This is a genomic window from Aeromonas allosaccharophila (genome assembly GCF_016026615.1).
Classification (GTDB): Bacteria; Pseudomonadota; Gammaproteobacteria; order Enterobacterales; family Aeromonadaceae; genus Aeromonas; species Aeromonas allosaccharophila.
In genome coordinates this window covers 1,565,143-1,588,807 of sequence record NZ_CP065745.1, presented here as the reverse complement: position 1 = coordinate 1,588,807, position 23,665 = coordinate 1,565,143, and the positions used below count along the sequence as shown (strand labels likewise).

Annotated in this window: 22 protein-coding genes and 3 tRNA genes; 10 read left to right on the top strand and 15 right to left on the bottom strand. The window is 58.5% G+C overall.

Going from position 1 to position 23,665, the window contains the following annotated elements; genetic code table 11:
• Positions 1–8: 8 nt before the first annotated feature.
• The 7 genes from mprF to I6G90_RS07055 all read right to left on the bottom strand — a co-directional run bounded on the left by mprF (position 9) and on the right by I6G90_RS07055 (position 5,647).
• Positions 9–2,558 (bottom strand): bifunctional lysylphosphatidylglycerol flippase/synthetase MprF, encoded by a 2,550-nt coding sequence (gene mprF, locus I6G90_RS07085; RefSeq protein WP_197930436.1) that lies wholly within the window; start codon positions 2,556–2,558, stop codon positions 9–11.
• A 153-nt stretch (positions 2,559–2,711) separates the two neighbouring features.
• Complete coding sequence (locus tag I6G90_RS07080; RefSeq protein ID WP_111809659.1) at positions 2,712–2,894, bottom strand: hypothetical protein; 183 nt, start codon at positions 2,892–2,894, stop codon at positions 2,712–2,714.
• A 54-nt stretch (positions 2,895–2,948) separates the two neighbouring features.
• Positions 2,949–4,274: a two-component system sensor histidine kinase RstB gene (gene rstB / locus I6G90_RS07075; RefSeq protein ID WP_197930435.1), complete on the bottom strand. Its 1,326-nt coding sequence runs from the start codon at positions 4,272–4,274 to the stop codon at positions 2,949–2,951.
• A 21-nt stretch (positions 4,275–4,295) separates the two neighbouring features.
• Positions 4,296–5,006, bottom strand: a complete 711-nt coding sequence (gene rstA, locus I6G90_RS07070) for a two-component system response regulator RstA (protein WP_197930434.1) — start codon at positions 5,004–5,006, stop codon at positions 4,296–4,298.
• 323 nt (positions 5,007–5,329) lie between these two features.
• Positions 5,330–5,405 (bottom strand) — tRNA-His (locus I6G90_RS07065).
• Positions 5,406–5,456: 51 nt separating this feature from the next.
• Positions 5,457–5,533, bottom strand: a tRNA-Arg gene (locus I6G90_RS07060).
• A gap of 37 nt (positions 5,534–5,570) precedes the next feature.
• A tRNA-Pro gene (locus I6G90_RS07055) sits at positions 5,571–5,647 on the bottom strand.
• A gap of 213 nt (positions 5,648–5,860) precedes the next feature.
• Between I6G90_RS07055 and folD the strand changes: the two genes are divergently transcribed.
• Entirely contained in the window at positions 5,861–6,715 is an 855-nt protein-coding gene (folD, locus tag I6G90_RS07050; protein WP_197930433.1) for a bifunctional methylenetetrahydrofolate dehydrogenase/methenyltetrahydrofolate cyclohydrolase FolD, read from the top strand.
• Between the two features lie 117 nt (positions 6,716–6,832).
• Here the strand turns inward: folD and cspD are convergent, their stop codons facing one another.
• Complete coding sequence (gene cspD / locus I6G90_RS07045) at positions 6,833–7,051, bottom strand: cold shock-like protein CspD (RefSeq protein ID WP_005300025.1); 219 nt, start codon at positions 7,049–7,051, stop codon at positions 6,833–6,835.
• A 229-nt stretch (positions 7,052–7,280) separates the two neighbouring features.
• Here cspD and clpS point away from each other — a divergent pair, with 229 nt between their 5' ends.
• Positions 7,281–7,598, top strand: a complete 318-nt coding sequence (gene clpS / locus I6G90_RS07040) for an ATP-dependent Clp protease adapter ClpS (RefSeq protein WP_005337111.1) — start codon at positions 7,281–7,283, stop codon at positions 7,596–7,598.
• Between the two features lie 59 nt (positions 7,599–7,657).
• Positions 7,658–9,913 (top strand): ATP-dependent Clp protease ATP-binding subunit ClpA, encoded by a 2,256-nt coding sequence (gene clpA / locus I6G90_RS07035; RefSeq protein WP_042657877.1) that lies wholly within the window; start codon positions 7,658–7,660, stop codon positions 9,911–9,913.
• Positions 9,914–9,981: 68 nt separating this feature from the next.
• On the opposite strand, the gene infA is transcribed toward clpA, so the two are convergent.
• The 3 genes from infA to aat form a co-directional block, all read right to left on the bottom strand.
• The gene (gene infA, locus I6G90_RS07030) at positions 9,982–10,200 is read right to left on the bottom strand and encodes a translation initiation factor IF-1 (RefSeq protein WP_005300033.1); all 219 of its coding nucleotides are present in this window, start codon (positions 10,198–10,200) and stop codon (positions 9,982–9,984) included.
• Between the two features lie 68 nt (positions 10,201–10,268).
• Positions 10,269–10,985, bottom strand: coding sequence for an arginyltransferase (locus tag I6G90_RS07025; protein WP_075112408.1), 717 nt, complete (start codon positions 10,983–10,985; stop codon positions 10,269–10,271).
• On the bottom strand, positions 10,982–11,689 hold the full coding sequence (aat, locus tag I6G90_RS07020) for a leucyl/phenylalanyl-tRNA--protein transferase (protein ID WP_019445527.1): 708 nt from the start codon (positions 11,687–11,689) through the stop codon (positions 10,982–10,984). Before aat ends, I6G90_RS07025 begins: the two co-directional genes overlap by 4 nt.
• 19 nt (positions 11,690–11,708) lie before the next feature.
• On the opposite strand from aat, the gene I6G90_RS07015 reads away from it, so the two are divergent.
• A complete protein-coding gene (locus I6G90_RS07015) occupies positions 11,709–12,179 on the top strand; it encodes an outer membrane lipoprotein (protein ID WP_005337104.1) in 471 nt (156 codons plus the stop codon).
• A gap of 108 nt (positions 12,180–12,287) precedes the next feature.
• Here the strand turns inward: I6G90_RS07015 and I6G90_RS07010 are convergent, their stop codons facing one another.
• From I6G90_RS07010 to ald, 3 genes are all read right to left on the bottom strand, one after another.
• Positions 12,288–13,535 carry a diguanylate cyclase gene (locus tag I6G90_RS07010; RefSeq protein ID WP_111808473.1) on the bottom strand — a complete coding sequence of 416 codons (1,248 nt, stop codon included), beginning with the start codon at positions 13,533–13,535 and terminating at the stop codon, positions 12,288–12,290.
• Between the two features lie 63 nt (positions 13,536–13,598).
• Positions 13,599–14,549, bottom strand: a complete 951-nt coding sequence (trxB, locus tag I6G90_RS07005) for a thioredoxin-disulfide reductase (RefSeq protein ID WP_058051777.1) — start codon at positions 14,547–14,549, stop codon at positions 13,599–13,601.
• A gap of 186 nt (positions 14,550–14,735) precedes the next feature.
• Positions 14,736–15,851: an alanine dehydrogenase gene (gene ald, locus I6G90_RS07000; RefSeq protein ID WP_197930432.1), complete on the bottom strand. Its 1,116-nt coding sequence runs from the start codon at positions 15,849–15,851 to the stop codon at positions 14,736–14,738.
• A gap of 150 nt (positions 15,852–16,001) precedes the next feature.
• Between ald and lrp the strand changes: the two genes are divergently transcribed.
• From lrp to serS, 5 genes are all read left to right on the top strand, one after another.
• Positions 16,002–16,493, top strand: a complete 492-nt coding sequence (lrp, locus tag I6G90_RS06995; protein WP_005300047.1) for a leucine-responsive transcriptional regulator Lrp — start codon at positions 16,002–16,004, stop codon at positions 16,491–16,493.
• A 202-nt stretch (positions 16,494–16,695) separates the two neighbouring features.
• Entirely contained in the window at positions 16,696–19,212 is a 2,517-nt protein-coding gene (locus tag I6G90_RS06990; protein ID WP_269668409.1) for a DNA translocase FtsK, read from the top strand.
• Between the two features lie 80 nt (positions 19,213–19,292).
• Positions 19,293–19,901, top strand: coding sequence for an outer membrane lipoprotein chaperone LolA (lolA, locus tag I6G90_RS06985; protein WP_042063852.1), 609 nt, complete (start codon positions 19,293–19,295; stop codon positions 19,899–19,901).
• A gap of 153 nt (positions 19,902–20,054) precedes the next feature.
• A complete protein-coding gene (locus I6G90_RS06980) occupies positions 20,055–21,392 on the top strand; it encodes a replication-associated recombination protein A (RefSeq protein ID WP_197930430.1) in 1,338 nt (445 codons plus the stop codon).
• Between the two features lie 290 nt (positions 21,393–21,682).
• Positions 21,683–22,978: a serine--tRNA ligase gene (gene serS, locus I6G90_RS06975; protein ID WP_042657885.1), complete on the top strand. Its 1,296-nt coding sequence runs from the start codon at positions 21,683–21,685 to the stop codon at positions 22,976–22,978.
• A gap of 2 nt (positions 22,979–22,980) precedes the next feature.
• Here serS and I6G90_RS06970 read toward each other — a convergent pair whose 3' ends face one another.
• Positions 22,981–23,157, bottom strand: a complete 177-nt coding sequence (locus tag I6G90_RS06970) for a hypothetical protein (protein ID WP_162626921.1) — start codon at positions 23,155–23,157, stop codon at positions 22,981–22,983.
• Between the two features lie 8 nt (positions 23,158–23,165).
• Here I6G90_RS06970 and I6G90_RS06965 point away from each other — a divergent pair, with 8 nt between their 5' ends.
• Complete coding sequence (locus I6G90_RS06965; RefSeq protein ID WP_042657886.1) at positions 23,166–23,654, top strand: CvpA family protein; 489 nt, start codon at positions 23,166–23,168, stop codon at positions 23,652–23,654.
• Positions 23,655–23,665: the final 11 nt, after the last annotated feature.

Genomic DNA, 23,665 nt, shown 5'->3' with positions numbered 1-23,665 from the left:
CCATGCTCCTATTTCTTGATCAGCCCCAGCGGGCCGCGGCTAATCAGGGTGATCAGGTGAGTCAGGGTTCTGGGCAGCGTCAGCTTGCTGCTGCATAGCAGGTAGCGGGGTTCCCAGCGGGGCGAAAATTTCTCCTTGTAGCGTCTGAGCCCCTGGAAATTGTAAAAGCGGCTACCACGCACAAACAGGGTATTGCCAAGGCGGGCCCAGTAGCTGTTGAGCGGGTGATCGTTGAAGCCGGACATGGGGGCCATCCCCAGATTGAAGCTGGCGTACCCTTGCGCCTTGCCCCACAGCAGCAGTTCGACAAAGAGAAAATCCATGATGGGGGCGGTGCCGGTATCCAGGCTGTAGCGCATCAGATCGATGGAGAGGGTCTCCTTGTTATCACTCACCCAGAGGTTGGCAAAGCCGACAATCTGCCCCTCATGCCACACCAGCGCAGCCGGGCTCAACGTCAGGTAGTCGGGCTCGAAACGGCCGACCGAGAAGCCCTTCTCCTTGCCCATCTTGCTCTGCAGCCAGGTATCGGAGACGGTCTGCAATCTGGTCAGCAGGGGGGCCACGGCACTTGCCTCGACCACCTCGAAGGTCAACCCTTCCCGTTTGCCCTTGGCATGGCTCTGGCGCAGGTTGCGCAGCCGGCTGCCCGCCAGATCGAAGGTGGCCAGATCGACCATCGCCTCTTCACCAAGCTTGAAAGGGATCAACCCCAACTCCAGATAGAGCGGAAGATAGCGGGCCGATACCTGATAGAAGACCGGGTTGGCGTCGTGCTCGTCGCACCGCTCGCGAAATTGCCAGAGCAGCTCTTCGATCAGCTCGGAACGGCCGACGGGATCCCCCATCACAATCCAGCTGTTGCCCTCGATGCCATACATCAGGAAGGCGTCGCCGGCGGGATGGAACAGCAGGGACTTGTCCTGCAACTGGGCCAGATAGCCGTGGATCCCCCCTTCACGCACCACCAGCTCGTGGGCGCGCGCTAGCGTCTCTTTGTCCGGCTTTTCACCGACCACGCGCAGCGGCGCAAGCAGCTGGGCAACCCCGGCAACGGCCAGCACGGCCACCACGCTCCCCATGGCGCGCAGGCCGCGGGCAGCCCCGCCGTGGGGCGAGAAGTGGAACCAGAGAGCGTGGTCATACTCCACCTGACGATAGGAGAAGAGCAGCAACCACAGCGCTCCCAGCAGCACGGCGCCGACCGAGATGAGCCAGCCCGGGGTGTACTGGGGATAGAGCAGCGACCCCTTGCGATAGAAGAGGGAACGACAAGGGGTCATGATCAGCAGGAAGCTGCCGAGCAGCAGGGCGGACTCCCAGTCTCCCCCCTTGAGCAGGGAGAAGGCGATCCCCAGTGCCAGCAGCAGCTGGGTGATGCGAAACGCGGCGTCGTGACGGCGATAGAGGCTGCGCGCCAGCAGGATCAGGAGGATACCGCTCACGCTGCCGAGCACATGGGAGAGCTCCAGCAGATGGAGCGGCAGCACCTGCAGCCACACTTCGATGCGGCTGCGCATGGTCGGGATCATGCCCGAGCAGAGCAGCAGGCTGCCGGCGGCGAAGGTCCCCATGCTGATGAGGGCGGGCAGAAATTCGCGTATTGCGCTCATCAGCCCCTGTAGCCGCTGCCAGCGTGCTTTTTGTTGCAGCATCTCCTGACTCGCAAAGAGCAGCAGGGCACAGAGAAAGGGAAGCAGGTAATAGATGCAGCGGTAGAGCAGTAGCGAGGCGAGCAGCTTGTCGGCCGGCAGGTAGTGGGCCAGCAGCAGGCTCATGCTCGCTTCGAACACGCCGATCCCGCCCGGCACGTGGGCCAGCACCCCGAGGAAACTGGCCAGCACGAAGGCGCTAAGCAGCACGGGGTAGGGAACGCTCTGGGCGGGCAGCAGCACAAACAGCACGGCAGCAGCGGCCATCCAGTCAGCCAGCGCGACCAGCAGTTGCAACAGACGTACCCGGAAGCTCGGCAGGGTCAGGGTGTGTTTCCGCAAAGAGAGACGTGGGGCGGGCCAGCAGAGGTAGCAGGCCACCAACAGTAGTGCCATCACGCCCGCCAGCCTGAGCAGGGTATCTGCCCAGTGCGGCCAGTCAGGCAACAGCTGTGTCACATCGCAGGTCAGTAGGGCGCCACCTCCCCACGCCAGCAGGCCGAGGAAAAAGGTGATGGAGCAGAACAGCACCACGCGGGCCACTTCCCCGGTGGCGAGCCCCAGCGCGGAGTAGAGCCGGTAGCGTACCGAGGTGCCGGTCAGCAGGGCAAATCCCAGGGTATTGGAGAAGGTGTAGGCAATAAAGGAGGTGATACTGACCTGTTGCCAGGGAAGTCGCTTGCGCAGCGCATGGAGTGCCAGCATGTCATAGCTGCAGAGGCAACCATAACTGAGCAGGGTCAGCAACAGGGCGCCCGCCAGTCGCGGCAGGGGTTGGGACCAGATGGCCACACGAATATCGTGCCAGTGCCATGCCTGAGTCAAGTGATACAGCACGGTCAGTGCGGTGCCGAGCAGCAGCAAGCTGCACAAGGGGCCGAGCCATTTAAGCAGATGACGCCACATGCCATGTTCCTGTGGTCATTGACCGTTTCCCGCAAAGGGGGAGCCGGGTCGTGGATCCGGTTTGGACGAGGGAGGCGCTCGTCAGGAAAATTTCGGGAAGAGATGGAAAGGGAGGTATCAGCCTCCCTCTGTGTTATCCAGTGACCGGTTGGATCACTTGGTTTTCGGCGCGACTTTGACGGCTGGGCTCTTGGCGTGGGTGGCTTTATGGTGTTTTTTCACCACCTTGGTCTGGGTCGCCTGCGGTGTAGCGGTCTTGGTCGGGGTGGCCGCCATGGTGAAACCGGAGGTGAGGGCGAAGACGGCAGCCAGGGTCAGGGGAATGATCTTTTTCATGTTCAATTTCCTTATTCGGGTTGATGTTATGGAGCGTTCTCCATGACAGTCATCCTATGACGGTTGCGGCGGTCCTTCAGTGAGCGGTTGGTGACGGTTTGTATCCAAATGTACAGGCAGGGTGAGGCAGAAGCGGGCGCCGTGGTCACTGGTCAGCAGCGTCACATCGCCCCCGTGATGACGGGCAATGCTGCGCACGATGGCCAGTCCCAACCCGGTGCCGCCGGTGCGACGATCCCGGCTCTGATCAAGGCGTACGAACGGCTCGAAGATCTGTGGCGCCAGTGCCGGATCGATCCCCGGCCCATCGTCGCTCACCTCCAGCAGATAGTTATCCTGCAAGCGCGAAAGCGAGAGGGTGACCCGGTTTTCGGCATAACGCAGGGCGTTGCCGATCAGGTTCTCCACCGCGCGCGTCAGCAGACGCTGATCGCCGCACCAGGGCATGTGGCGCGGCGGCAGCTCGAGGGAGAGCCTCTTCTCGGGGGCCAGCGCCTGCCAGTCGCCGAGATGCGCTTGTGCCCAGTGGCTGAGCTCCAGCTCATCCTGTTGCAACGGTAGCTCCGGTCGGTCCAGCCTGGCGTAGGTGAGCATCTCTTCGATCAGGGCGTCCAGCGCTCCCAGATCTCGCTCCAGCGCCAACTGCTCCTGCTCGGCAGGGGCAGGATCGAGCATGGCAAGCCGATAGCGCAACCGGACCAGCGGGGTGCGCAGTTCGTGAGCGATGGCATCGGTCAGCTGCTTGCGGCTGGCAATCATGGCCTGCAACTGGCTCGCCATTTGATCGAAGGTACGTCCCACCCGGGCCAGACTACTGCCCGGTGGCAGATTGGTTCGACAGGAGAGATCCCCATCGCCCACGCGACGTGCGGTCTGCTCCAGCTGTTGCAAGCCGCGCCAGTGGGGGCGTAGCCACAGCAGGATGGGCAGGCCGAGGGAGAGGCCGATCACCAGCAGCAGTCCCACATCGACCCAGTGCAGTTCATGCAGGTAGGAGAGGTAAGGAACGGGACCGACAATCAGCACCCGGTCGGTATCGGGAATGCGCTGCAGGAAGGTGTCATCCTCCTCGACGATGACAATGTTGCCAGCGGCCAGAAAGGCCTGATCCTCGCTGGCCAGCGGCTGGCGCACCAGCTCGCCGATCTTGAGGGGGAGGGTAAACTGACTGCTCTGCTCGGCCAGTCGATCGGGCCAGCGCTCTGGCGGGGTTCTTGCCAACTCGCCGGTCAACAGGCCAAGAGAGCCCTGCATCATGCGTTCGAGATAGCGATCACCCGCCCGTTCGGCGGTCACCTGATAGACCACGCCCACCAGCAGGATGGCCAGGGTGAAGCAGCCGATCAGCAACAGATAGAACTGGATAAAGAGGCGGCGCATGGCAGTGCTCCCGAAAGAGGGTTATTCCCAGGCGTGGGGGACGAACAGGTAGCCTTTCTGGCGCACCGTCTTGATCCGGGTCGGGTTGTCAGGGTTATCACCCAGTTTTCGGCGCAGGCGGGAGATGGCCACATCCATGCTGCGATCCTGACCGTCATACTCCCGGCCGCGCAGGCTGCGAAAGAGGGCTTCCCGACTCAATATTTGGCCCGCGTGGCAGGCGAGCTCCCACAGCAGATCAAAGTCGGCGGTCGAGAGGGCAATGCTCTCGCCATCGAGCCGCACATCTCGTCCCGGACCATCCACCCGCAGCCGACCAAATTGCAGTTGCTGAGGAACGCTGCTGGTGGTGACGGGTTGGGTTGATGTTTGCTGGTGCTGGCGAAACTGCACCCGCAACCGGGCCAGCAGCACCGGCGGCGGCGTCGTTTTGAGGATGTAGTCGTTGGCGCCCAGCTCCAGACTCAGGATCTGGTTCATGTCGCTGTCCAGCGAGGTGAGCATCACGATGGGGCCGTCGAAGCGCGGCCGCAGATCCCGACAGAGGGACATGCCATCCTGCCCCGGCAACATGATATCGAGCAGCACCAGATCGGGCTGTTCGGCCTCGACCCGGGCCAGCGCCATGTCCCCTCTGGGCTCGAGGATCACGTCCATATCGTGGCGACCGAGCCAACTGCTGATGAGCTGGCCAATCTCGGGATCATCTTCGACAAAAAGAATGCGTTGCATAGAAAAGCTCCAACGGGAAGCAGGAGAGAAGAAGAGCGATCAGCATATCAATGGTGCTTGGGAAATACAGAAAAAGAACCGGGCAGGCTGATGTGCGGGGGAGCGTGGCAGTGTCATCGATGGGGAGGAGCACATCGTGACAAATGGGCAGAGCCGCGTTTATCGATCTGGAGAATGGCCTTGCAGATAAGGCAAGGCGCTGTTGTGCGCAAGCATGCGCAAAAACAAAAAAAACGGCCAAGGCCGGTTTTTCGTGGGGCAGACCAGAAGGTCACTGCACATGGTCGATTGACATCACCTTGCGGCAATTATCGACAGAAAAATGGGGTGGCTGATGGGGCTCGAACCCACGACAACCGGAATCACAATCCGGGACTCTACCAACTGAGCTACAGCCACCACTGAAATTTTCATCAACGCTCACCAATCCAGATGGAAGGGGAGAATCAATGGCGCGCCCTGCAGGATTCGAACCTGCGACCCACGGCTTAGAAGGCCGTTGCTCTATCCGACTGAGCTAAGGGCGCTCTGTATCAACACGCCTTGACGACGAGTCGATGAACATGGTCGGTGATAAAGGATTCGAACCTTTGACCCTCTGGTCCCAAACCAGATGCGCTACCGGACTGCGCTAATCACCGAAAATCCCTGACCAGCATATCGACAAGCGTCGTACTGGGCAACGGGCGGGCATCATAGCCAAGCGTACGGGCCAGCGTCAACGTATTTTTCCCCCAGTAAATTCAAGTGCCTACTTATTGCCCGCTACAGGTCTGGCGTGCGTCTGCCGCTAACACCCCGGCTAAAAAAATGCGACAATGCGCGGCAGTTGAACACATGGTGAGTGGAGAACGATGTCTGCCAAAATCATAGATGGAAAACAGGTTGCGCAAACGATTCGCAGCCAGGTCGCGGCGCAAGTCCAACAGCGGTTGGCGGCAGGGAAACGGGCTCCTGGGCTGGCAGTCATTCTGGTGGGGGCGGATCCCGCCTCTCAGGTCTATGTCGGCAGCAAACGCCGGGCATGTGAGGAGGTGGGTTTTCTCTCCCGCTCCTATGATCTGAGTGCAACCGCCAGTCAGGAAGAGTTGCTGGCGCTGATCGACCAGTTGAATGAAGACAGCCACGTAGATGGCATTCTGGTTCAGTTGCCGTTGCCGGATCACTTCGATACCACTCAGGTGCTGGAGCGGATCCACCCTGACAAGGATGTAGACGGTTTCCATCCCTATAACGTAGGCCGCCTGGCCCAACGTATTCCGGCGCTGCGCCCCTGCACCCCGAAAGGGATCATGACGCTGATCGAGACCACCGGCGTGAAGACGCATGGTCTGCATGCGGTCGTGGTGGGGGCGTCCAATATAGTGGGGCGTCCCATGACCCTCGAATTGCTGCTGGCGGGCTGCACCACCACGACTTGTCACCGCTTTACCCGGGATCTGGAAGATCAGGTACGCCGTGCCGATCTGCTGGTTGTTGCGGTCGGCAAGCCCAACTTCATTCCGGGCGAGTGGATCAAACCGGGCGCACTGGTGATCGATGTGGGTATCAACCGCCTGGCTGATGGCTCACTGGTCGGGGATGTGGAGTTTGAGACGGCGCGCAGCCATGCCTCCTTCATTACTCCGGTACCCGGTGGCGTGGGCCCGATGACGGTAGCCAGCCTGATGGAAAATACCCTGATCGCCTGCAGTGAATATCACGACTGATCATGGCTGGTGATCACCCTGTGATCCCGTGAGGAGGCAGGACGCGCCAGAAATCTGACAATAAAAAACCGGTTGCTCAAAGAGGAACCGGTTTTTTATTTATCCAACGGGTGTTATTTACATATTTTGTGCTTCGTTTGGCACAATCACAGAAGCGTGATTTCCTTTCGGCCCCTGTTGCAGTTCAAAATTGACGGCCTGACCCGCTTTCAGGGTCTTGTAGCCCTCCATTTGAATCGTGGAGTAGTGAGCGAAGATATCCTCACCGCCCCCTTCCGGACAGATAAACCCAAATCCTTTTGCGTTGTTAAACCACTTAACTGTGCCGGTTGCCATACTTCTACATCCTTTTATTGATTACCCAGAAGTCGTTGAGTAACCTGCGCCAGCCCTTTATAACTAGGGACATAAGCCCGTAGCAGACGGGCACAGATTAGCAAGTAACCAATCTAGTCCAACTTTTGAGCGAGTCAAGAAGTTGTTAACAGCTGATGTGATCTGGTTAACAAGTCTATTGACAACCTTGTGTTAGACGGTAGTAATCTAGAGGTACCAAAGCGCGATTATGAGCAAGCAGAAAGAACTCTTTGCTAATGAAGAGATTGCAGAAGCAGAGAAAACAAAGCTGCAGCCGCCACCCATGTATAAGGTTGTGTTGAACAACGATGATTACACGCCGATGGAGTTTGTGGTGGAGGTGCTGCAAAAGTTCTTTGGTATGGATTTGGACAAGGCGACTCAGGTCATGCTGAGTGTGCATTATAGTGGTAAGGGTGTCTGCGGCATGTTTACTGCAGAGATCGCCGAAACCAAGGTTGTCCAGGTCAACACCTATGCACGTAACAATGAACATCCACTGCTCTGTACTATGGAAAAGGCTTGAATCTGATGACTTGATGGCGAGTGTGACACCACATTGTAGCTGTACTAGGGGAGGTGCCTATGTTGAATAAAGATCTAGAAAAGACGCTGAACGAGGCGTTCAAACTGGCCCGTGACGAGCGCCACGAATTCATGACTGTCGAGCACCTGTTGTTAGCCCTTCTGGATAACAGTTCAGCCCATGAGGCGCTGAGCTCCTGTGGTGCCGATGTCGAACAGATGCGCAAGGAGATCCGCGCATTTATCACCCAAACTACCCCGCTCATTCCGCGCGATGATGAAGATCGTGAAACCCAGCCCACACTGGGCTTCCAGCGTGTGTTGCAGCGTGCCGTCTTCCATGTGCAATCCTCCGGCAATACTGAAGTCAGCGGCGCCAACGTGCTGGTCGCTATCTTCAGTGAGCAGGAGTCACAAGCTGCCTATTTCCTGAAAAAAGCCGAGATCAGCCGTCTCGACGTTGTCAATTTCCTCTCCCACGGGGTGCGCAAGGATAACAAGCCGGATCTCGGCAGCAATAACAATCCCGAGTCTGATGATGATGTCTCGGCCGCCCAGATCGAGAGCTTTGCCACCAACCTGAACCAGCTGGTGCTGGAAGGGCGCATCGATCCACTGATTGGCCGTGATCAGGAGCTCAACCGTACCATTCAGGTGCTCTGCCGCCGTCGCAAGAACAACCCGCTGCTGGTGGGTGAAGCAGGCGTGGGCAAAACCGCCATTGCCGAAGGGCTGGCCTATCGCATCGTCAAGGGTGATGTGCCAGAGGTGATTGCGGGCAGCACCATCTATTCGCTGGATATGGGTTCTCTGCTGGCGGGCACCAAATACCGTGGTGATTTCGAGAAGCGCCTCAAGGTACTGCTCAAGCAGATTGAGCGTCAGGAAGGGGCCATCCTCTTTATCGACGAGATCCATACCATCATCGGTGCCGGTGCGGCATCCGGTGGTCAGCTGGATGCGGCCAATCTGATCAAGCCGCTGCTCTCCAATGGTTTGCTCCGCTGTGTGGGATCCACCACCTATCAGGAGTATGCCCAGATCTTCGAGAAAGACCGTGCGCTGGCGCGTCGCTTTCAGAAGATCGATATCGTCGAGCCGACTATCGATGACACCACGCGTATCCTGATGGGGCTCAAGAGCCGCTACGAGGCCCACCACGGCGTACGCTACACCGCCAAGGCGATCCGGGCGGCTGCCGAGCTCTCTGCCAAGTACATCAATGATCGTCATTTGCCTGACAAGGCGATCGACGTGATCGATGAGGCCGGTGCCGGACAGCGGTTGCTGCCAGCGAGCAAGCGCAAGAAAGTGATCAATGTGCAGGAGATTGAATCCATCGTTGCCAAGATTGCCCGCATTCCGGAAAAATCAGTTTCTTCCTCTGATAAGGAGGTGCTGAAACACCTGGAGCGCAATCTGAAGATGGTGGTCTTTGGTCAGGACAAGGCCATTGAGGTGCTGGCTGATGCCATCCGCCTGTCACGCTCCGGACTTGGCAACGAGCGCCGCCCGGTTGGTTGCTTCCTGTTTGCCGGTCCTACCGGTGTCGGTAAAACAGAGGTGACCCAGCAGTTGGGTAAAGCATTGGGTGTCGAGATGCTGCGCTTTGATATGTCCGAGTACATGGAACGCCATACCGTATCTCGTCTGATTGGTGCGCCTCCCGGCTATGTCGGGTTTGAGCAGGGGGGGTTGCTGACCGATGCGGTGATCAAGCATCCTCACTCGGTGGTGTTGCTCGACGAGATTGAGAAGGCTCACCCGGATGTGTTCAACCTGCTGTTGCAGGTGATGGACAACGGTACCCTGACCGATAACAACGGGCGCAAGGCAGATTTCCGTAATGTGATCCTGGTCATGACCACCAACGCCGGTGTGCAGGAGACCCAGCGCAAGTCGATTGGCTTCCAGCAACAGGATTTGAGCCACGATGCCATGGCGGTGATCAACAAGACCTTCAGTCCGGAGTTTCGTAACCGGCTTGATCACACCATCTGGTTCAACCATCTCGATATGACGGTGATCCATCAGGTGGTCGACAAGTTCATTGTCGAGTTGCAGGTTCAACTGGATGCGAAGGGAGTCTCTCTCGAGGTGTCCGAGCGTGCCCGCCACTGGTTGGCAGAGAAGGGATATGACAGAGCCATGGGTGCCAGACCGATGGGTCGGGTTATCCAGGAGCACCTCAAGAAACCCCTGGCCAACGAGATCCTGTTCGGTTCACTGGTTGACGGGGGGATAGTGAAGGTTGAGTTGGTAAATGACAGCCTCAGCTTTGATTTTCAGGTCAATGTTGAAGCTGTTTCCCACTAAGCGTCAGTGATCAGAAAACGACAAAAAACCCCAACCGACAGGTTGGGGTTTTTTGCTGAATTCCTGGCTTAGCGAGAGCGGAAAACAATACGTCCCTTGGAGAGATCGTAGGGAGTCAGTGCTACCGTTACTTTGTCTCCAGTCAGGATACGAATGTAGTTTTTGCGCATCTTGCCTGAAATATGAGCGATAACCACGTGACCATTCTCCAGTTCCACACGGAACATGGTATTGGGCAGGGTTTCGAGAATAGTGCCCTGCATCTCAATACTGTCTTCTTTAGCCATTGAATCCTCTTGATAAGCCACAACAAAAAACCGCTGGATCATGCCGGATTTAAGGCTATGTGTAAAGTTTACTCGGGCTTGGTGTCGATATTTTTCCATTCCCCCTGAATTAACAGCTCATGGGGGAGGTAATTGCGCTTGTAATTCATCTTGCGACACGCCTCCACCAGATAGCCAAGATAGAGCCAGCTTCGCCCGGTTCGCCTGGCCAGATCGAGCTGGCAGAGGATGGCAAAGGTGCCCAGGGAGCGATCGGCATAGTCCGGATCGAAGAAGGTATACATGGCGCTGAGGGAGTGGGGCAGCAGGTCTGTGGTGGCCACGCCGATAAGACGGCCCTCCTTGCGCATCTCCAGATAGAGCGGCGGCATCCAGTCACAATGGAGAAAACCGCGATACTGACTGCGGTTGGGGGGATACATGCTGCCATCATGGTGGCGTTCACGGATATAGCGTTCGTAGAGCAGGTAATACTCGGGTTTGTCATCGTAGCTCAGGACGAGCTCGATATCTTTGTTGAGCTGGCGGATCCGCTTTTGGCCGCGACTGGGACGAAAGTGCTCGCTGTGAATACGAAGGGATTGGCAGGCATGGCACGCCGGGCAGTGGGGGCGATAGATGTCGTTGCCACTGCGGCGAAAACCGGCAGTCAACAATCGCTCGTAGCCGTTGGCATTGAGCAGATTGTGATCCATCAGCACCAGCAACTGTTCCTGCTCATGATCCAGATAGCTGCAAGGATGCTTGGGGGTCAGCCCAACCTTGAGGATCACTTCTTCAGTCATAAGCTGATCTCTCCCTCTTGCCAGCAGGAAGCCAACAGTGGTTGATGGCCAAGGCGCGCCAGCTCGGCCAGAAAACGGGCTCTTGGCCACTCCTCGATACCCAGGGTCGCCAGAAACGGGTTCTGCATCTGGCAATCGATGAGGGCGCCGCGATGGCGAGCAAAATGGCGGCAGAGTGCCACCATGGCCAGCTTGGCGCCGTTATCGATGCGGCTGAACATGGATTCACCGCAAAACAGTCGGCCGATAGAGAGGCCATACAGTCCCGCTTGCAGCTCTCCCTCCTGCCAGATCTCGATAGAGTGGGCATGACCCAGCCGGTGCAGTTGCTGGTAGGCCTCGATCATGGGTTGGCTGATCCAGGTGCCATCAGCGGTGCGACGAGGGGCGGCGCAGGCGGTGATGACTTCATTAAAGGCGCGATTGACGGAAATATCGAATGGGGTACGGCGGATAATCTTCTGCAATGTCCGCCCCACATGGAGTTGGTCGGGGCGGATCACTCCGCGGGGATCCGGTGACCACCACAGGGTCGGCTGGTGGGGTTCATTCCACGGGAAGATCCCCTTGTGGTAAGCTGCCAGCAATCTGGCAGGGGAGAGATCCCCGCCGATCGCCAGCAAGCCGTTGGGCTCTTCCAGCGCATGGCTGGGATCGGGAAACCAGCAAAGCTCATCATCCAGTTGGGTAAGATAGCGAGACATAAGGCAACGAGGTTCATAGATGAAGGCCATTATCCTGATAGTATCCAGCTTGCTCTGCTTTGTCACGGCGCCCGCCGGGGCGGAAGTTTACCAGCGCAATACCGCGCGGCCGGTCAATCAGGTGGTGTTTGGCCAGGTCGAAACGGTGCGCAATATTACCCAGCGTCAGATCCTGGAGTCCGAGCACTCTGGCTGGAAGACGCTGGGTGGTGCCGTGCTGGGCGGCCTGCTTGGCAACCAGTTTGGCGGCGGTCATGGCCGTGAAATCGCCACCGCCGTCGGGGCGCTGGCGGGTGCTGCGGCCGCGCAGCAATACCAGTCCGGGGGAACCGTGGTGGAAAACAAGCTGGTGGAGCTGCTGATCCGCAACGAGCAAAATGCCCTTATCAACGTTATCCAGGATTATGATCCCGCCATGGTCTTTGCCAATGGGGACAAGGTGCGCATTCTCTATTTCGATGATGGGGTGCGGGTCGACAAGACTTACTGACTTTCGATAGTCATGGTGATGGGGAGACTGTGGCAGGAAAGGAACCCGCAGACTCTCCTGCTGGAAAGTCTGTCGGGCGGTAATACACGGGACTGATGCCCTGAGGATTCAGACAGCCGTCTCTTGAGAGACTATCTTGTCGCGACCGGTGTTCTTTGCCTGATAAAGCAGCCGGTCTGCTTCGCTCAGCGCCTCGTCCATGGATACCCGCCCGACGCTGATCACGCCGTAACTGGCGCGCACAAACAGCGGGGTCTCCGGTGACAGGGGTTGCTGGCGCAGCTGCTGACGCAGCCCTTCAAGACGCTTGATCAACACGGGGACGGTGCAGTGAGGCACCATCATGGCAAATTCCTCTCCGCCAAAGCGGGCAATCATGGCATCGGGGAAGAACTGGGTCAGTAGCCGGGTCAGGTGGCAAAGCAGTTGATCGCCGATGGCATGGCCCCAGTGATCGTTGACCTGCTTGAAGTGATCCACATCGAGCACACAGAGCGCGAGTTGTGTCTGCTGGCGTTGATGCTCTTCAAACCACTTCTGCCCTTCGTTGAACCAGTAACGCCGGTTGTAGAGACCGGTCAGGTAGTCACGATTGGCTGACTCCTGAATGCTGTTGAACTGTTCGAGCGCCTCCAGATTGTGGCTGACCCGGCACTGCAGCTCTTCCGGCTCGAACGGCTGGTTGAGAAAGTCGTTAGCGCCCTGCTTGAGGTAGCGAGCAGAGAGACCGCGCTTGTCCGAGACCGAGATCCCGATAATCGCGAGCTGCTGCTTGCTGTAACGTTCTCTCAGCATCCGCACCAGACTGATGCCATCGATATCCGGCATGTAGTAGTCGACCAGTGCCAGTCGAATGGCCGGGTGCTGCTCCAGCATCACCATCGCTTCACGGGCATGGGTTGCTTCATGCACCTGCAACAGCTGTTTGCGCAATTGGGCCATGGTGCGGTGGCGGGAGGTGCGTGAGTCATCGACCACCAGCACTTCGATGGACTGGTTGAGATAGAGGCGGTGCACCAGACTGACGGCATATTGCAGCGAGTGGCGCGAGTCCTTCATCACATAGTCCAACACGCCGGTTTCCAGCCAGGCGGCACGTTTATCCTCGCTGATGTCGGCAGTGAGGATCACCACCGGCAAACCCCGCTCCAGCAGCTCGTTCACCGCCTCGCCACGGGGAGCATCCGGCAAGGTCAAGTCCACCAGTGCGACCACATACTCCTCGCCCCGGCAGTGACGGGCACCTTCGAGGGTATCGAAGGCATCAATCTCGAGGCCAGTTTGCTGGGCAATGGCCTGAGTCAGCATACGGCGAATGGTCAGGCTATCTTCGACAATCAATATCTTCTGTTTCATTAGACTCCTTAAATGAAAAAAGGCATACCGATTGGTATGCCTTATATCACATCTTGCGCGCGTTTATTGTGCGTCGAGATAACGCTCGGCATCGAGGGCGGCCATGCAGCCGGTACCGGCGGAGGTGATGGCCTGACGGTAGTTGTGGTCGGCCACGTCACCGGCGGCAAACACCCCTTCAATGCTGGTCTGGGTGGCAAAACCCTCGAGCCCGCCACGTACCTTCAGATAGCCGTTTTGCATCTCCAGCTGGCCATCGAAGATCTGGGTATTGGGCTGGTGGCCGATGGCGATAAAGACGCCCATCAGCGGCAGCTCGCTGGTGCTGTTGTCCTGAGTGTTGCGCAGGCGTACACCGGTGACCCCCATCTGATCGCCCAGCACTTCGTCCAGAGTCTGGTGGGTGTGCAGCACGATGTTGCCGCTCGCGACCTTGTCGTGCAGACGCTTGATCAGGATCTTCTCGGCGCGGAATTCGTCGCGGCGGTGGATCAGGTGCACCTTCTTGGCGATGTTGGCCAGATACAAAGCCTCTTCAACAGCGGTGTTACCGCCGCCGATCACTGCCACTTCCTGATTGCGGTAGAAGAAACCGTCACAGGTCGCACAGGCAGAGACACCGCGGCCCTTGAAGGCCTCTTCGGAGGGCAGACCCAGATACTTGGCGGAGGCGCCGGTCGCGATGATCAGGGCATCGCAGGTGTATTCGCCGTTGTCGCCCTTGAGGCGGAATGGGCGTTGAGTCAATTCGACACTGTTGATGTGATCAAACAGGATACGGGTATCGAACTTCTCTGCATGGGCTTTCATACGCTCCATCAGCGCCGGGCCGGTCAGACCTTCCGGATCACCTGGCCAGTTCTCCACTTCGGTGGTGGTGGTCAGCTGACCACCTTGTTGCATGCCGGTGATGAGCAGGGGATTGAGGTTGGCGCGGGCGGCGTAGACGGCCGCGGTGTAACCGGCCGGGCCTGACCCTAAGATCAGCAATTTGCTGTGAGTGACTTGGCTCATGATGTAATTTCCGGGATGTGATGAGTTTGCGCGATTGTAGGTAATTCGTGATCCGCGGTCAAAGGCTGGTGAGTCGATTGCACTAATCGTGTGCGCAAGGGGTGACAGCGCGAAATAAAGGGATAAAAAAACCGCCCATCGCGGGCGGATTTTCACTCATCGTTGACTGGCGCAGGCCAGCGCAGATCAGTTCAGCAGGGTCAGGGCATCCGTATGGGCAAGGCCATGAGCCACGGCTACCTCCTTGCAGGTCAGCTTGCCATTCATCACGTTGAGGCCATGACGCAGGTGTACGTCTGACAACAGGGCGTCGCGGTAGCCTTGCTGGGCCAGCTTGATGATAAAGGGGAGGGTGGCATTGTTGAGCGCCACGGTCGAGGTGCGGGCCACCGCCCCCGGCATGTTGGCGACACAGTAGTGCACCACCTCATCGACGATAAACGTCGGATCTTCATGGGTGGTGGCGTGGGAGGTTTCCACACAGCCGCCCTGATCGATGGCCACATCGACGATGGCAGAGCCCGGCTTCATGCGCGCAATGTGGTCACGGCTGACAAGTTTTGGCGCAGTGGCACCCGGTACCAGCACGCCGCCGATGACCAGATCCGCCGCCAGTAGATGGCGCTCCAGGGTCTCGCTGTTGGAGTAGACCACCTTGGCGGCGCCCTGGAACTCGTTATCGAGACGGCGCAGGGTATCGACGTTGTTGTCGAGGATGGTCACATCCGCGCGCAGGCCAATGGCCATGCGGGCTGCATTGGAGCCGACCACGCCGCCGCCGATGATCACCACCTTGGCCGGTTCGACGCCGGGTACGCCGCCGAGCAGCACTCCACTCCCGCCGCGCGATTTTTCCAGCGCCTGGGCACCTGCCTGAATAGACATGCGTCCGGCCACTTCCGACATGGGGGCCAGCAGGGGCAGGCCGCCACGGCCGTCGGTGACGGTTTCATAGGCGATGCCGATGGCGCCGCTTTGCAGCAGGGCTTCGGTCTGGGCCAAGTCTGGCGCCAGATGCAGATAGGTGAACAGGGTTTGACCCGGACGCAGCATGGCACATTCGACAGGCTGAGGTTCCTTGACCTTGATGATCATCTCGGCTTTGGCGAAAACCTCTGCTGCAGAGGCCAAAATTTCGGCTCCAACAGCGATATAATCTGCATCGCTGAAGCCAATGCCGTTTCCGGCACCGCTTTGGACGAAAACAGTATGGTTTCGTGCTGTCAGTTCACGTACACTGGCCGGAACCATGCCTACGCGGTATTCATGGTTTTTTATCTCTTTAGGTACACCGATAATCATGCTATCCCTCGTCTATAGATTGGTGTTTCATGTTGCCAAAATGTTAACCAACATTTGCGCCTAGTATATTCAGGTATTGACAGGATTTGTGACCATAATTATAAAATGACTGGTGATTCTTACCAAAAAATAGCCAAAGGATGGAATAAAATGATGGAAGCTAAGAGTCGGCTAAAGGATTTGGACAGGATTGACCGCAACATTCTTAATGAACTGCAAAAGGATGGCAGGATTTCGAATGTTGAGTTGTCCAAACGAGTTGGCCTGAGTCCTACACCGTGTCTGGAACGGGTTCGTCGCCTCGAGCGACAAGGTTATATCGAAGGATATGCCGCTATTCTGAACCCTCATTATCTGGACGCATCTCTGCTGGTGTTTGTAGAGATAACCCTCAATCGCGGGGCGCCTGATGTATTTGAACAGTTCAACAAGGCTGTTCAGGTACTCGAAGAGATCCAGGAGTGTCATCTGGTCTCCGGTGACTTCGACTACCTGCTCAAGACCCGAGTCAGCGACATGTCGGCTTACCGCCGTCTGTTGGGGGAAACCCTGCTGCGTCTGCCCGGTGTCAATGACACCCGCACCTACGTGGTGATGGAAGAGGTCAAGCAGAGCAGTCGTCTGGTGATCAGCACCCGATAAAGCAGGTTATGCCGTGGTTTCTTTTCCATATGAGACACCATGACAGTCAGAAACGAGCGGCCGGTCCGCTCGTTTCTTCTTGTAAAGATAATTGCAAATATGGCCCCGTCCCATCAGGCTCTGGCTGACAATCGGTGGGCTTTTCGGGGATACTAGGCCCCCTTATTTCCTGCATTACATGTTTTCAGAAAGGAGCCGGAGTTTGGCCGATAAAAAGCTGTTTACTCCTTTATCAGGTACACAACGGATCTTCGAAGCCGTCTTGATCGCCATCACCCTGATGGCTGCTTATCTTCTGCTTGCCCTGTTGTCCTATCATCCCGCTGATCCCGGTTGGTCCCAGACCTCCTGGCAAGGGGAGGTGAAGAACCTCGCCGGTAGTGCCGGTGCCTGGCTCGCCGATATCACCATGTTTACCTTTGGTGCCTTCTCCTATCTGGTGCCGCCGCTGGTGGTACTGCTGGGCTGGAGTCTGTTCTGGCGCCCGAGCCGTCTGCTCGATGTGGATTACCTCACCCTGGGGGTGCGGATCATCGGCTTTATCCTGACCGTGCTCGGCATGTCGGCCATTGCCAGCATGAACTTCAACGATATGCAGAACTTCTCCGCCGGTGGTCTGGTGGGGGATGTGATCGCCTCCGCGGTGGTGCCGCTGTTTGGCGGCGTCGGGGCCAACCTGATGCTGCTCTGCTTCGTGGCAACCGGCATCACCCTGTTTACCGGCTGGTCCTGGCTTACCATCGTCGAGCAGATCGGCGCGGCTTGTACCGGTTCGGTCAGCGCTGTTTACCACTTCCCGACCACCCTCGGCCGCTGGCTGACCGGTGGCTGGCGTCAACCTCGCAACGAGGGGCCGGACCCCTTGCTGGAAGGCGGGGTCGGGGCCATCGCGTTTGATGACGAGGAAGATGAGCCGCACACCAGCTGGACTCGCCGACCCAAGGCCAAGGATCAGAAGGCCGCCGCCGAAGAGTGGCTGCCGGAACTCGACGACGATACCTTCGAGTTCGACCCGCAGTTTGATGATGAAGATGACGAGCCGGCTCCGGCTGCCAAGCCGAAACGTGCGGTGGCGGCCGCCAATGGTCGCCGTCAACCGGTACTGGCTGTGGCCGATGACGATGATGAGGACGAGCTGGATCTGCCCTGGGCCGAAGGTGACGATGAGGTCGCCGCACCGGTTGCCGTCGCACCGAGCAGGCCCAAGCGTCGTCCGCAATCAACGATGCCCCCGTTGCCAAGCATCGAGCTGCTGGACAGACCGCCTGCCAAGACCCAGATGATGAGCAAGGATGAGCTGGATCGCATGGGCCGTCTGGTGGAGGCGAAACTCGCCGATTACAACGTGCAGGCCAAGGTGGTCGGTGTCTATCCGGGCCCGGTCATCACCCGTTTCGAACTGGATCTGGCGCCGGGCATGAAGGCGAGCAAGATCACCAACCTCTCGCGCGATCTGGCCCGTTCCCTCTCTGCCAGCAGCGTGCGGGTGGTTGAGGTGATCCCGGGCAAGACCTTCGTCGGTATCGAGCTGCCCAACCGGGTGCGCCAGACCGTCTACCTGCGCGAGACCCTCGACTGCGATGCCTTCCGCGACAGCCGCAACCCGCTTACCATGGGCCTGGGTCAGGACATTGCAGGGGAGCCGGTGGTGGTGAACCTGGCCAAGATGCCGCACCTGCTGGTGGCCGGTACGACCGGTTCCGGTAAGTCGGTGGGGGTGAACACCATGATCATCTCCATGCTCTACAAGTCATCCCCCGATGACCTGCGCTTCATCATGATCGACCCCAAGATGCTGGAACTCTCGGTCTATGAAGGGATCCCGCACCTGCTGACCGAGGTGGTGACCGATATGAAGGACGCCGCCAACGCTCTGCGCTGGTGCGTGGGCGAGATGGAGCGCCGTTACAAACTGATGTCGGCAGTTGGCGTGCGTAACCTCAAGGGCTACAACGACAAGGTGCTGGCTGCTATCGAGGCGGGCGAGCCGCTGCTCGACCCGCTGTGGCGTCCGGGTGACTCCATGGATCAGATGCCGCCGGAGCTGGAGAAACTGCCCCACATCGTGGTGGTGGTGGACGAATTTGCCGACATGATGATGATCGTCGGCAAGAAGGTGGAAGAGCTGATTGCCCGTATCGCCCAGAAGGCGCGGGCGGCCGGTATTCACCTCATTCTGGCGACCCAGCGTCCGTCGGTGGATGTGATTACCGGCCTTATCAAGGCCAACATCCCGACCCGTATTTCGTTCCAGGTGTCGAGCAAGATCGACTCGCGCACCATCATCGATCAGGGTGGTGCCGAATCCCTGCTCGGCATGGGCGACATGCTCTACATGCCGTCCGGTACCTCCAACCCGACCCGGGTACACGGTGCGTTCGTTGATGACCACGAAGTGCACAAGGTGGTGGCGGACTGGAAACTGCGCGGCGAGCCGAACTACATCGAGGAGATCCTCTCCGGTGAGTCGGGTGGCGAAGGTGGCAGCGGCGAATATGGCGGCGGTGGCGATGAAGAGCTGGACCCCCTGTTCGATGAAGCGGTCGCCTTTGTGGTGGAGTCCCGTCGTGGCTCGACCTCCAGCGTCCAGCGCAAGTTCAAGATTGGTTACAACCGGGCAGCCCGTCTCATCGAGCAGATGGAGAATCAGGGCATCGTCAGCTCACCGGGTGGCAATGGTCAGCGCGACGTGCTGGCACCGCCGCCGGTGCGGGACTAAGCCTCACCGTTTCATACTATCCCTGGCCATGCCCTCCGCGGGCGTGGCCTTTTATCGAGAGCGTCTTTATGAAGAGCGTGATGAAAAAACAACTGTTGATGGGTACTGTGTTGCTGATGGCCAGCAGTCAGGTGTGGGCCGATGCGGCCAGCGATCTCAAACAGAAGCTGGCGGGTGTCAGCCTCTTCTCCGCCAAGTTTGCCCAGACCGTCTATGACAGCAAGGGCAAGGAGTTGCAAAAGGCCAGCGGCGATCTGCTGGTGCAGCGGCCAAACCGTTTCAACTGGCACACTACCTCGCCGGACGAGAGCCTGATCGTGGCCGATGGTCAGGATGTCTGGGTCTATGATCCCTTCGTCGAGCAGGTCACCGCCCTCAAGCTGAAAGATGCGGTGCTCAACACTCCCTTTATTCTGATCGCTGGCAATGACGACAAGTTCTGGAAGAACTATGACGTGACCCAGCAGGGAGATGTTTACACCGTCACCAGCCGCAACAAGGATGAGCTGATCGCCTCCTTCCGCGTCACCTTCGATCGGGCCAACAACATCAGCCGTTTCGATGTGAAAGAGGCGCAGGGGCAGTGGAGTGAATTCACCCTGAGCAGCTTCAACCGCAAGCCGGTGCTCAAGGGCAACGAATTTGTTTTCAAGATCCCGAAGGGGGTCGAGCTGGACGACCAGCGCTAATGAGCAGGCGGTCGTTGGATTGCTCGCCACTGCGCCAGTCAAAGGCGGGTGGCGTGACGCTGGGTGGTCAATACCGATGAGCAACCTCTGGTTGGATTTTTCGTCGGACCGTTTTTCCATGGCGGTATCCGTGATACTGAACGGTCAATACAGATGAGCAACTTGTCGCTGGATTTTTCATCGGACTTTCGTCCGCTGGCGGCCCGGATGCGGCCGCAAAACCTCGACCAGTATATCGGTCAGCAGCATATCCTGGGGGCTGACAAGCCCCTGCGCAAAGCCATTCTGGCGGGTCACTGCCACTCGATGATCCTGTGGGGGCCGCCCGGTACCGGCAAGACCACGTTGGCGGAGCTGATGGCGCATTATTGCCAGGCGGAGGTGGAGCGGCTCTCTGCGGTTACCTCCGGTATCAAGGAGATCCGCGCCGCCATCGACAAGGCGAAGGAGTACAGCTGGCGCGGGGTGCGCACCATCTTGTTCGTGGATGAGGTGCACCGCTTCAACAAGAGCCAGCAGGATGTGTTCTTGCCTCACATCGAAGATGGCACCATCACTTTTATCGGTGCCACCACTGAAAACCCCTCGTTCGAACTCAACAACGCACTGCTCTCCCGGGCCCGGGTCTATCTGCTCAAGCGGCTGGAAGAGAGCGACATCCTCGCCATGCTCGATCAGGCGATGCAGGACCCCCGTGGTCTCAATGATCCGGCTCTCACCTTTGCCCCCGGCGTCAAAGAGGCGCTGGCCAAGGCGGTCGATGGGGACGGGCGCAAATCCCTCAACTATCTGGAGCTGTTGGCCGACATGGCCGAAACCGACAGCACTGGGGCGCGGGTGATCGACAGCGGTCTGCTCGCTGCCGTGGTGGGGGAGCATGTGGCCCGCTTCGACAAGGGGGGGGATCACTTCTACGACCTCATCTCGGCGGTGCACAAATCCATTCGCGGTTCGGCGCCGGATGCGGCGCTCTACTGGTATGCCCGCATGGTGAGTGCCGGTTGCGATCCGCTCTATATTGCCCGCCGCTTGCTGGCGATTGCCTCGGAAGATGTGGGCAATGCCGATCCCCGTGCCATGCAGGTCGCCCTGTCGGCCTGGGATTGCTTCCATCGGATCGGTCCGGCGGAAGGGGAGCGAGCCATCGCCCAGGCGATCGTCTATCTTGCCTGTGCCCCGAAAAGCAATGCGGTCTATACCGCCTGGAAGGCGGCGCTTCATGATGCCAAAAACCTGCCTGACTTCGAGGTGCCGGTACACCTGCGCAATGCCCCGACCAAACTGATGAGCGATCTGGGCTATGGCGCCGAATATCGCTACGCCCATGACGAGCCGGGGGCCTATGCCGCGGGCGAGCAATATTTTCCGCCGGAGCTGGCGGGCAAGCAGTACTACCAGCCCACCGATCGCGGTCTGGAAAAGCAGATCGGCCAGAAGCTCGACTACCTCCACGAACTGGACCGGCAGAGCCCGCAAAAACGGGGGCGCTAGTCGCGTGTTTTCTCCTGCTGGATGAAAAGTGGTCAGACACCGGAAAAATGGGGTGTCTGACCCCACAAGTCGGCAAAAACGACCCCAATAGTCCCTGTTCGGGCGGGGGGGCGGTCTGCTACACTGCCCGTCTGACCCCGTTGGTTTCGGCCTGATACCATCTTCTTGATTTCGAAGGCCCGATTCTGAACACGATTGGGGTGCGCCAACCGATGTTAACTTCCGGATCTGTTTCCCAGCCCGTCATGATGACTCAGGCCCAGATCCCATTTTAAAAAAGTAGGTAAACCATGCTGGATCCCAAATATCTGCGCAGCGATATCGAAGAGGCTGCCGCTCGTCTGGCGACACGCGGTTACGTTCTGGACGTAGCGGCTGTCAACGCTCTGGAAGAGAAACGCAAGGATCTGCAGTCCCGTACCCAGGAGCTGCAGGCCGAGCGCAACGCCCGCTCCAAATCCATCGGTGAAGCTGCCCGTCGTGGTGAAGATGTTGCCCCGCTCAAGGCCGAAGTGACCAAGATCAACGACGAGCTGGAAACCAGCAAGGTCGAGCTGGATGCCCTGCTGGCCCAGCTGAAAGCCATTGCCGACGCCATCCCCAACCTGCCGAGCGAGACTACTCCGGTGGGTCGTGACGAGAACGACAACGTGGAAGTGCGCCGCTGGGGTACCCCGCGTCAGTTCAGCTTCCCGGTGCGTGATCATATCGATCTCGGTGAAGCGGCCAAGGGCGTTGACTTCAAGAATGGCGTCAAGCTCTCCGGTGCCCGTTTCGTGGTGATGAAGGGGCAGATTGCCCGCCTGCACCGCGCGCTGGCCCAGTTCATGCTGGATCTGCACACCCTGCAGCACGGTTATACCGAATGCTACGTCCCTTATCTGGTCAACCCGGATAGCCTCTATGGCACCGGCCAGTTGCCCAAGTTCTCCCAGGATTTGTTCAATACCGGGATTGAGGGCGAAGGGGAAGATGAAGGCAAGATGCGCAAGTTCTCGCTGATCCCGACCTCCGAAGTGCCGCTCACCAACATGGCCCGCGACGAGATCTTCGACGAGCAGGAACTGCCGATCAAGATGACCGCCCACAGCCCCTGCTTCCGCTCCGAAGCGGGCTCCTACGGTCGTGATACCCGTGGTCTCATCCGTATGCACCAGTTCGACAAGGTCGAGATGGTTCAGCTGGTTCACCCGGAGCAATCCTGGGAAGCGCTGGAAGAGATGGTGGGTCACGCCGAGAAGGTGCTGCAACTGCTGGAACTGCCGTATCGCGTGATGGCACTCTCTACCGGTGACATGGGCTTCTGCGCCGCCAAGACCTACGATCTGGAAGTGTGGCTGCCCGCCCAGAACACCTACCGCGAGATCTCCTCTGTCTCCAACTGCACCGACTTCCAGGCGCGCCGCATGCAGGCTCGCGTGCGCATCGACGGCAAGCCGCAGCTGCTGCACACCCTGAACGGCTCCGGTCTGGCGGTGGGTCGTACTCTGGTCGCGGTGATGGAGAACTACCAGCAGGAAGATGGCCGCATCGCCATCCCGGCTGCGCTGCAATCCTACATGGGTGGCCTGACCCACATCGGGTAAGCTCACACCGCTGACCACAACGCCATGGCATTGCCATGGCGTTGTGCATTCTGGCGCCGGTCAACCGTTTTAGTGCTGAAAAAATGCGGCTTTTCGGCGCCGCTTTGAACAGTTAACACATTTTTATCAAGCAATGCGCAATCGTTTTTGTTAGACTGCGCCGCAATTTCGCAGGACATCTTTTTCTATGGTCTGGATTGATTACGCCATCATCGGCATCGTCGGTTTTTCTGCTCTCATCAGCCTGGTGCGCGGCTTCGTCAAGGAGGCCATGTCTCTTGTCACCTGGTTTATCGCCTTCTTTATTGCCAGCCATTTCTATCCCGATCTCGCCGTCTATTTCACCTCGTTCTCCGACGCGCTGGTGCGCAACGGTCTGGCCATCGCGGCGCTGTTTGTGGCGACCCTGATCCTCGGCAGCGTGGTCAACTATGTGGTGGGCCTGTTGGTGGACAAGACGGGTCTCTCCGGTACCGATCGGGTGCTGGGGGTCTGCTTCGGCGCAATTCGCGGGGTGCTGATCGTCAGTGCCCTGCTTTTTTTCATGGATACCTTCACCAGCCTCTCCCAGAGCGACTGGTGGGTGGCGTCCAAGCTGGTGCCGGAGTTCAAGCCGGTGATCCAGTGGTTTTTCGGGTTCATGTTGAACTCATCCAGTTTTCTTAAACAGGTATAGTGACTTCGAGG

Coding starts and splice junctions, on each gene's coding strand:
- cspD (WP_005300025.1), bottom strand. CDS start 7,051: ATGGCAACCGGCACAGTTAAGTGGTTTAACAACGCAAAAGGATTTGGG.
- serS (WP_042657885.1), top strand. CDS start 21,683: ATGCTGGATCCCAAATATCTGCGCAGCGATATCGAAGAGGCTGCCGCT.
- folD (WP_197930433.1), top strand. CDS start 5,861: ATGTCTGCCAAAATCATAGATGGAAAACAGGTTGCGCAAACGATTCGC.
- aat (WP_019445527.1), bottom strand. CDS start 11,689: ATGTCTCGCTATCTTACCCAACTGGATGATGAGCTTTGCTGGTTTCCC.
- rstB (WP_197930435.1), bottom strand. CDS start 4,274: ATGCGCCGCCTCTTTATCCAGTTCTATCTGTTGCTGATCGGCTGCTTC.
- I6G90_RS07080 (WP_111809659.1), bottom strand. CDS start 2,894: ATGAAAAAGATCATTCCCCTGACCCTGGCTGCCGTCTTCGCCCTCACC.
- I6G90_RS06970 (WP_162626921.1), bottom strand. CDS start 23,157: ATGTCCTGCGAAATTGCGGCGCAGTCTAACAAAAACGATTGCGCATTG.
- infA (WP_005300033.1), bottom strand. CDS start 10,200: ATGGCTAAAGAAGACAGTATTGAGATGCAGGGCACTATTCTCGAAACC.
- rstA (WP_197930434.1), bottom strand. CDS start 5,006: ATGCAACGCATTCTTTTTGTCGAAGATGATCCCGAGATTGGCCAGCTC.
- I6G90_RS06965 (WP_042657886.1), top strand. CDS start 23,166: ATGGTCTGGATTGATTACGCCATCATCGGCATCGTCGGTTTTTCTGCT.
- clpA (WP_042657877.1), top strand. CDS start 7,658: ATGTTGAATAAAGATCTAGAAAAGACGCTGAACGAGGCGTTCAAACTG.
- trxB (WP_058051777.1), bottom strand. CDS start 14,549: ATGAGCCAAGTCACTCACAGCAAATTGCTGATCTTAGGGTCAGGCCCG.
- lolA (WP_042063852.1), top strand. CDS start 19,293: ATGAAAAAACAACTGTTGATGGGTACTGTGTTGCTGATGGCCAGCAGT.
- lrp (WP_005300047.1), top strand. CDS start 16,002: ATGATGGAAGCTAAGAGTCGGCTAAAGGATTTGGACAGGATTGACCGC.
- I6G90_RS07025 (WP_075112408.1), bottom strand. CDS start 10,985: ATGACTGAAGAAGTGATCCTCAAGGTTGGGCTGACCCCCAAGCATCCT.
- I6G90_RS07010 (WP_111808473.1), bottom strand. CDS start 13,535: ATGAAACAGAAGATATTGATTGTCGAAGATAGCCTGACCATTCGCCGT.
- mprF (WP_197930436.1), bottom strand. CDS start 2,558: ATGTGGCGTCATCTGCTTAAATGGCTCGGCCCCTTGTGCAGCTTGCTG.
- clpS (WP_005337111.1), top strand. CDS start 7,281: ATGAGCAAGCAGAAAGAACTCTTTGCTAATGAAGAGATTGCAGAAGCA.
- I6G90_RS07015 (WP_005337104.1), top strand. CDS start 11,709: ATGAAGGCCATTATCCTGATAGTATCCAGCTTGCTCTGCTTTGTCACG.
- ald (WP_197930432.1), bottom strand. CDS start 15,851: ATGATTATCGGTGTACCTAAAGAGATAAAAAACCATGAATACCGCGTA.
- I6G90_RS06980 (WP_197930430.1), top strand. CDS start 20,055: ATGAGCAACTTGTCGCTGGATTTTTCATCGGACTTTCGTCCGCTGGCG.